Genomic DNA, 6,818 nt, shown 5'->3' on the forward strand with positions numbered 1-6,818 from the left:
AAGACAAATAATTTCTTTCGCGCGCGTGTTTTTATAAAAGATTATAAAAGATTATAGCATTTTTGTGCGATGCAGCTAAGCTTTACAAATAAAGGGCTTTAGAAGATTATTTAGTCATTTTTGGTACTTGATATACCTGTAATTTGGTACTTGATATACCTGTAATTTGGTACTTGATATCTCGGTATTGGTACTTGATATCTCGGTATTTGGTACTTGATATACCTGTAACCTGGTACTTGATATCTCGGTATTTGGTACTTGATATACCTGTATTTTTTGTAAGGCTGATTTGTTATGGAACTCTTACTACGAATAAATCTTCATTTGTTTGTCCCTTTTCTATAGAGGTTTTGTATTTTTCAACATTGTTAAGAGCTACAGTAGCTTTTTGAAGGTTTTGTTTGAATTTTTTTAATAGTGATTCACTTCCGCACAGTTTTTGAAGCTTGCTGATGCTGATTTTATGAGGTTTTGATTTTGTTATTGCGTGAGAAGCTATATAGCTAGAAAGCCACTTTACCAAATCACCTTTGAGTTGACGACGGTGCTCAATTGACAATGCCGTAGTTCCAGATTTAAATAACCCCATTAATCGTTTGTTCAAAGTAAAATGATATTTCCCATCATTACCAATTAACCCATCTTCAGCGATTGAATCAATAAAAGATCCTCTGTAAGAGCAACTATTTATTTGAATTTTTAATCTTCCGAGAAATAACCTATCTAGGCTGGCCGTTAACCATGTTCTAGTCTGCCCAGTATCTTTTTTCCCACTTATTTTTAATATTTCATATGCTGTTGCTGAAACAGTAGCACCGAAGCCATGTTGTTTCGCTAGCTCTATAAGAGATAACCAAGTATCCAAATCGGCTTGATCTAATTGAAACCCTAAAAACTGGATTTTAGTATCTTTCCAGCTTGCTAGTGTTGGCCAACTATCTTCTATGTTTTGTATTGTGTATTGTTTTCGTGCACCTCTTTTTACCACTCCAAAGACAGAGCTTCTTATTAAGGCGTTAGGGGCTGGTGCTCCTGTTACAGCTATATCGGGGAAAGGTATAGCATCTGCTTTATTGCAATGGTTACTTGTAAGCTCTAGTCCATTGATATTGTCAAAGCCTGTATTTTGAAGAAGAATGGACTGATCTTTAATTCGTTGTTTTCTGGCTGTGTTGTTAGACGGGTCGATCTCTAGTATTAAGCGATACCATTTTTTTACAGTTTTCTCTATGGGTTTAACTTCTTTTAAAGTGGTGCCTAACTCTGCTAAATATTCTTCGTACGTTAGATACCCTAGTTTTCTTTGTTTAATGAGGTTAAGTCTTTCTGTGATGTCCTGTGTGCTTGATATTGTCATTAAATAAAAGCCTAATTTTAAGTGTGTCTAACGAATTATAATGTAATACATTTGGTTTTGTTTGTTTTTCATATGCTTTCTTTTGACTGTTTTTTTTGCTTTTTCTAGAATCGCGAGTCTTATATAGGTTGCTTTACTCACGCCTAGTTCATATGCACTATTTTCAAGTTTTTCCATTTCGAGATCATCTAACCTAACACTTAGTAAATTGGTTCTAGTTCCTTTATTAGTTTTCCCTACAGCCCAGGCTTTAGCTTTTGAACTAAGTGCTTTCTTTTTAGTTTTAGAGTCTGTTGACGCGCTTGAAGAATTATCATTATTCTCTTTGATTCCTACACTTAATTTTGCCATTATGCTGTCTCCATTGTTTTCTGAATCATACTGGCGAGTATTTGAATTTCTGCTTTTGCTTTCTGATCATCCATTTCTATAACACTTGCTCCGTATTCAATTGAATCTCTAAAAGATTTTCTGTCTCTAATGATTGTGTTAATCATTTCTATTTCTGGATAATCAGCTAGCTTTTGTTTAGCATTTTTAATTTCGGTGTTTAATACGTTTGTGGGAGCAAGGGATAGAAGACCATACACTTGCAGACCATCATTAAAGTCCTTAGCTCCTTCAATTAATTCGTACAGCCTTGGGATAACGTCTAAGTCCATTTGTGAAGGTCTGAAAGGAATTATGCCTATATCAGCGACCATAAGTCCTGTACGCATTTCTTGGCTATCGAAGCCTCCCGTATCTACTATGACAAAGTCGTATTGTTCGTTCAGTTCAGCTAGCGTTTTATTTATGCGTCCGGTTTTTTGGATGGAGTGTGGTTGTTTTACATCTAGCTGTTCTCTGCGTTGGGACCAAGTATGGGCAGAACCTTGTCGATCACCATCGACTAAAGCAACTGAAAAGCCTTGCCTTAGATACTCTGCTGCTAAATTAATAGCAATAGTTGTTTTGGAGACACCACCCTTAGTGCTGAAAAGCTGAAGTATCATAAAGAATCTCAATAAGTATCAAATGTATTACATTTAACTTAGTATGATTTACTTAATAAATCAAATGAATTTTATATGGTGGAGGGCGAAACAGCCTCAAAAGAGGCTGTTTTTGGTGTTATGTTTCGATAACCGTCATTATCAAAGGTGATTTTCGTTTCAAATACTGATATTTCCACAGGCGATAAAACACTTACGCATAAAATGCCTCAATGCAAATGCTTTCAGTACACGAGGTATTGCACATTACTATCAGTATAAGTTCAGTAGAATCTAACAGACCTTTAATTCTAACATTAAGTTATTAAAAAAATAGACCTATTTGGTGCCGGTGCTGAATGGTTGGGTAATTATTTTGCCTTAGCGCTTCTATTAGAGGTTAAAGGTTAAAGGTTAAAGGTTAAAGGTTAAAGGTTAAAAAACATGCCAAAAGTTACATGGGTGCCACAAGACGAAAGGACAGCAGAAGAGCAAGAAGCTGCTGAATGGCGAGTCGTTGAGAGGTATTTAGGAAAACATCCAGGAACTGAGATACATCCAAGCCACAGCAAAAGAACCACATTAATCGATCCTGAAACAGGCCGTAGTGTTTATCTTACTCACCGTTATTTAAGAGGCGCTGATGGTGAGATTTTTGTAAAATCAAACGGTAGAGCGCTTGGAAAAGGAAGTTTTGGTGAAGTTACTTTTGGCCAAACGAAAGATGGCCAAATGTGGGCAATCAAAGAATCATCTAAAAACCCTCGAGGTTCTAGAGAAAGTGAGATAGCTCATGACTTAGGTAAAGCTAAAAAAAGAGCTTTTAGAAATGAAAGTAAACATTATCAAGTTTATCGGTTTTTGGGTACTCCCCTTGATAAATATTTACAGCAAAATGATCTTTCAGAAGAGCAACAGTATGACCTAGCAATTAAAATGGCGCGAGCTGTTCATCACTTACATGCAGGTACATATTCACAATCTGGGATAAAATACGCCCATTTAGATTTAAAGCCTGAAAATTTTTGTATAGATGACCAAGGTGATATTCATTTAATTGATTATGGACTTTCTGAAGAATTAAGCGGGAATCTTGAATGCTATAAAGGTACTCGAATTTATTTTCCTGTACAGGTGGGTGATAAAAAAGAGTTTTATGATGTTTTTGCTTTAAAAAGATCTATTTACTTACCCGATAACTTTTTAAGCTATAATAAGTCATCACCAGGAAATCCAGCTTATGATAAAATAAGCTATAATGATGTTTTCCCTATTAAATCTAAATGGGAGTTTCTTGATACATCTGATGGAAAATTAAAGGCTGGTAAAGCTATTAATATCGTCGCGTTTCTAATTTTGGCGAAATTTGATCTGTATTCGGCAGCAAATGTCCAAAAAATAACCGATAACCCTGAACAGTTCGATGAAAACTATCAACGCTTAGAAAAACTCGGGCTCCATCAGCGAGAATACGTTAAAGAAGTACTGGATAACCCTAAAGGATTCGAAGACAACTATCAGCGCTTAGAAGGACTCGGACTTAACAAACGAGAATACGTCAAAAAAGTACTCGATAACCCTACTTTGATTAATAAATTTGAAGAACATAAAGATAAGTTTTTAACGCTTAATAACTTCGAACTCAACGAACCAAAATACGTTGAAGAAGTACTCAAGAGCCCTAAAGAATTTGAAGACAACTATCAGCGCTTAAAAGGACTCGGACTTAACAAACGAGAATACGTCAAAAAAGTACTCGATAACCCTACTTTGATTAATAAATTTGAAGAACATAAAGATAAATTTTTAACGCTTAATAACTTAGGACTCAACGAACGAGAATACGTTAAAAAAGTACTCGATGACCCTACTTTGATTAATAAATTTGAAAAACATAAAGATAAATTTTTAACGCTTAATAACTTCGAACTCAACGAACCAAAATACGTTGAAGAAGTACTCAAGAGCCCTAAAGAATTTGAAGACAACTATCAGCGTTTAGAAAAACTCGGGCTCCATCAACAAGAATACGTTAAAAAAGTACTCGATAACCCTAAACAATTCGATGAAAACTATCGGCGTTTAGAAAAACTCGGGCTCCATCAACAAGAATACGTTAAAAAAGTACTCGATAACCCTAAACAATTCGATGAAAACTATCGGCGTTTAGAAAGACTCGGACTCAACGAACCAGAATACGTTAAAAAAGTACTCGATAACCCTAAACAATTCGATGAAAACTATCGGCGTTTAGAAAAACTCCGACTTTGCCAAGGAGAATGTGTCAAAAAACTACTCAAGAACCTTAAACAATTCGATGAAAACTATCGGTGTTTAGAAAGACTCGGACTCAACAAACGAGAATACGTCAAAGAAATACTCAAGAACCCTAAACAATTCGATGAAAACTATCGGCGTTTAGAAAGACTCGGACTCAACGAAGCAGAATACGTTGAAGGAGTACTGGATAACCCTAAAAGATTTGAAGGCAACTATCAGCGCTTACAGACTATAAAAGACGAAATAGAAAGTACTTGGAGCTTACTTAATCGACGCTTTCTTGGGCAAACTAGAGAAGTTGATCTATGCAAGTATTACCCTTCTTATCAAAAGAAGGTTATGAACTTATCTTTTAATACACTTATGTTGTTAAACGATACTTTTTCTTCTCAATGGGTCAGAGAACAACTTGCTACACATGAAAAGAGTTTGTTATCTGAATCTAATCTTGAGGATGCTTACACAACCTTTGGAAAATTTTCCCGTCACGTAATGAGAGTTTCATCAAACTCTATTTTCGAAGCAGGAATGGGGATGGGCTATATAAGAAATAAAGAAAAAATGAACATAACTACTAGTCAAAAACTATTTCTATTTTTTAGCCAAATGGCTTCTGCTGATAAAGCTATGCAGACTACTTGTAATATATCCCGTGTTCTAGAAAATTAGTTTTGTAAGCGGTCAGGGAAATACACCCTCTAATCTGTAATTTCCCGAGTTTGTAATTCCTAAGCGCCAAGTCGCCTTTTATAACGCGCTTTAAGGTCGATTGCAATAAGTCGCTCTAACTTACTCCCAAAGCATAGAAATAATTTTTAAAACTATCTTCTACACACACAGCGATAAAGCTGATAAAGGAGTCGTAATTGCTTTGTCCGCACGCTAAATCAAGCGCTGTATAGTATTCAATACGCTTTTCTACAGGAATAACGATCGCTGGATACCCATCTTTCATCAACTCAAAGTTCGTCAACAAGCGAGAAGTACGGCCATTACCATCAATGAAAGGATGAATCCCTACAAAATCGATATGGACTCGTGCAGCTCGCTCCACTGGGTGCAGATTTTGTCCTTCTGTTTTATACCAATCAATAAATTGCTCCATTTTTTCGTCTAATTGATAATGCTCTGGAGGAGTGTGGCTTGCACCGGAAATAATAACATTGGCAGTTCGATAGCGGCCTGCATTTTTATCGTCAATGCCCTTTAAAATCAATTGGTGTACTGCTTTTAAGTCATGTAAATTGAGGTCTGTATTTTTTTGCACTAGCTCTTCAATAAACAGAATTGCTTCTTTATGATTAATGGCTTCAAAATGTTCTCGTAGTGTTTTACCTCCGATGGTGATTCCTTCAAGAACGACTTTCGTTTCCAGTAAAGTTAACGTGTTACCTTCAATAGCATTAGAGTTATACGTCCAACGCAAAATGAGGTCTTCATGAAGGTTGCTGACTACTTCAGGAGGAAGTGGCCGAAACGAGTCTAGTTTTAACTTTAAACGATCTAAGGAGTCAAAATTCATAATAAGTGCCCTTCTTTTGTCTGAGCAGTTCAGCATTTTCAGACGCCCATGCACAGAAGTCAGTATCATATTTATTTACGCACATACTTGACGACCTAAAGTAAAACAATTGGATACATTATAACACACGCTTTATCTGCCTTGGGTTATCGTGCCTGGTGAGCGACTTCCAGTAAACTCTCGTAAGATTTCACGACAATCTAATGATTGCTGCGGGTGGCTTAATTTCCCGACTCGCCCTGTTCCAACCTCTCGTTGTTTTTGTCGGACTGCTTCACAAAATCACGCCCAATTTATACTTTGGGACAGCAAATACATAGAGTGTATTAGTCTGGTTTTCACGTGTTTCCTCACTAAACATCCGGTATGTGTAACGTGTTCCGGTTTCACTAAACATCTGGTGTTACGTTCCAGTTCTCGACCTTTTTTACGTTGTAGGTAGAACGTCCATTTTGCCGAACTCGAAAATGAAAAAAAGAGTTAGTCCGCCCAGAATACCTTGCCTCTAAAAAAGGGTCAAATTTTTTGATTCACTGCCGCGCTATGTCAGGCAATATTTTTTTAGCGCTTCCCACAAAAATAAGGTCCAAACCCTTTTAAATTATGATAATCTGACATAGCGCGGCAGTGATAACTCCGCAACAAACGGAACAATAAAAATAGAACAGAAGAACGGGACAAT

The 6,818-nt window shown here is 36.4% G+C and carries 5 protein-coding genes; 1 reads left to right on the forward strand and 4 read right to left on the reverse strand.

Annotated features, from left to right (window positions below):
• Positions 1-295 precede the first annotated feature (295 nt).
• The 3 genes from BGC07_RS18705 to BGC07_RS18715 are packed head-to-tail and all read right to left on the reverse strand — an operon-like array spanning position 296 to position 2,355.
• Complete coding sequence (locus BGC07_RS18705) at positions 296-1,360, reverse strand: replication initiator protein A (RefSeq protein ID WP_069314576.1); 1,065 nt, start codon at positions 1,358-1,360, stop codon at positions 296-298.
• Between the two features lie 27 nt (positions 1,361-1,387).
• Positions 1,388-1,711 (reverse strand): plasmid mobilization protein, encoded by a 324-nt coding sequence (locus tag BGC07_RS18710; RefSeq protein WP_069314577.1) that lies wholly within the window; start codon positions 1,709-1,711, stop codon positions 1,388-1,390.
• Positions 1,711-2,355 (reverse strand): AAA family ATPase, encoded by a 645-nt coding sequence (locus BGC07_RS18715; RefSeq protein ID WP_069314578.1) that lies wholly within the window; start codon positions 2,353-2,355, stop codon positions 1,711-1,713. The genes BGC07_RS18710 and BGC07_RS18715 overlap by 1 nt, the downstream gene beginning before the upstream one ends.
• A 423-nt stretch (positions 2,356-2,778) precedes the next feature.
• On the opposite strand from BGC07_RS18715, the gene BGC07_RS18720 reads away from it, so the two are divergent.
• Positions 2,779-5,283 carry a protein kinase domain-containing protein gene (locus tag BGC07_RS18720; RefSeq protein ID WP_069314579.1) on the forward strand — a complete coding sequence of 835 codons (2,505 nt, stop codon included), beginning with the start codon at positions 2,779-2,781 and terminating at the stop codon, positions 5,281-5,283.
• Between the two features lie 115 nt (positions 5,284-5,398).
• Here the strand turns inward: BGC07_RS18720 and BGC07_RS18725 are convergent, their stop codons facing one another.
• A complete protein-coding gene (locus BGC07_RS18725; RefSeq protein WP_069314580.1) occupies positions 5,399-6,136 on the reverse strand; it encodes a Fic family protein in 738 nt (245 codons plus the stop codon).
• Positions 6,137-6,818 lie beyond the last annotated feature (682 nt).

Origin of the sequence: Piscirickettsia litoralis (genome assembly GCF_001720395.1) — a bacterium.
Lineage (GTDB): Bacteria > Pseudomonadota > Gammaproteobacteria > Piscirickettsiales > Piscirickettsiaceae > Piscirickettsia > Piscirickettsia litoralis.